General features: G+C 51.8%; 2 pseudogenes. Both read right to left on the bottom strand.

From position 1 onward, the window contains the following. Window positions 1-227, bottom strand: a pseudogene (locus BGK49_RS27675) (IS3 family transposase); the annotation flags it as partial. A 45-nt stretch (window positions 228-272) separates the two neighbouring features. Then, window positions 273-749 (bottom strand): annotated as a pseudogene (locus tag BGK49_RS27670) (IS3-like element IS600 family transposase); the annotation flags it as partial.

Here is a 749-nt window from a genome sequence, read left to right as displayed (position 1 = left end):
CCCAGCTCTTTCATGAGCCTGCCAGCAAGCCAGCGTCCCATCTGGTAGCCTCTCCGGGTTGCCATTGTGGCGATGCTTCTTGCTCCGGCCGAACCATGGCTGATGCCATGTAGCTCAAGTACCTGACTGCGTAATACAGCCCGTCTGCCGTCTGGTTTTTCAGGACGGTTTTTCCAGTATCTGTAGCTGCTGCGATGAACCCCGAACACTTGGCAGAGTGTGACCACAGTGAGGTGTACTGGCAATAGCGGACACTACCATTTGTTCTTTTTTTAAGCAGCCATCTGATGATATTTTTCCCTGAAGGCTGCCGGGGAGATATTCCCCAGACGAGAGTGACGACGCTGACGATTGTAGAAAATCTCAATGTATTCCCGTATTACTGAGATGGCTTCATCCCGGTTATTAAAACGATAGTGGCTCAGGCTCTCATTTTTCAGCGTTCCCCAGAAGCTTTCCATCGGAGCGTTGTCGTAACAGTTACCTTTACGCGACATTGATGTTTTCAGACCAGACTGCTCCTGTATGACCCGGTAATCGTATGCGCAGTACTGTGAACCTCGATCAGAGTGGTGGATTAGCCCGGCAGGTGGGCGCTGGCTCCTGAGCGCCATAAACAGGGCTTTACCTGTCAGCTCTTTTGTCATGCGCTCTCCCATGGCGTAGCCGACAATTTCGCACGTATAAACATCTTTGATGCCAGCGAGGTACAACCATCCCTCCTGTGTGGCAACATACGTCAGGTCCGC

Source organism: Shigella sp. FC1544, assembly GCF_001722145.1.
Taxonomy (GTDB): Bacteria; Pseudomonadota; Gammaproteobacteria; order Enterobacterales; family Enterobacteriaceae; genus Escherichia; species Escherichia coli.
The sequence above is the reverse complement of the archived record's forward strand: the minus strand, read 5'-3'. Positions and strand labels throughout refer to the sequence as shown.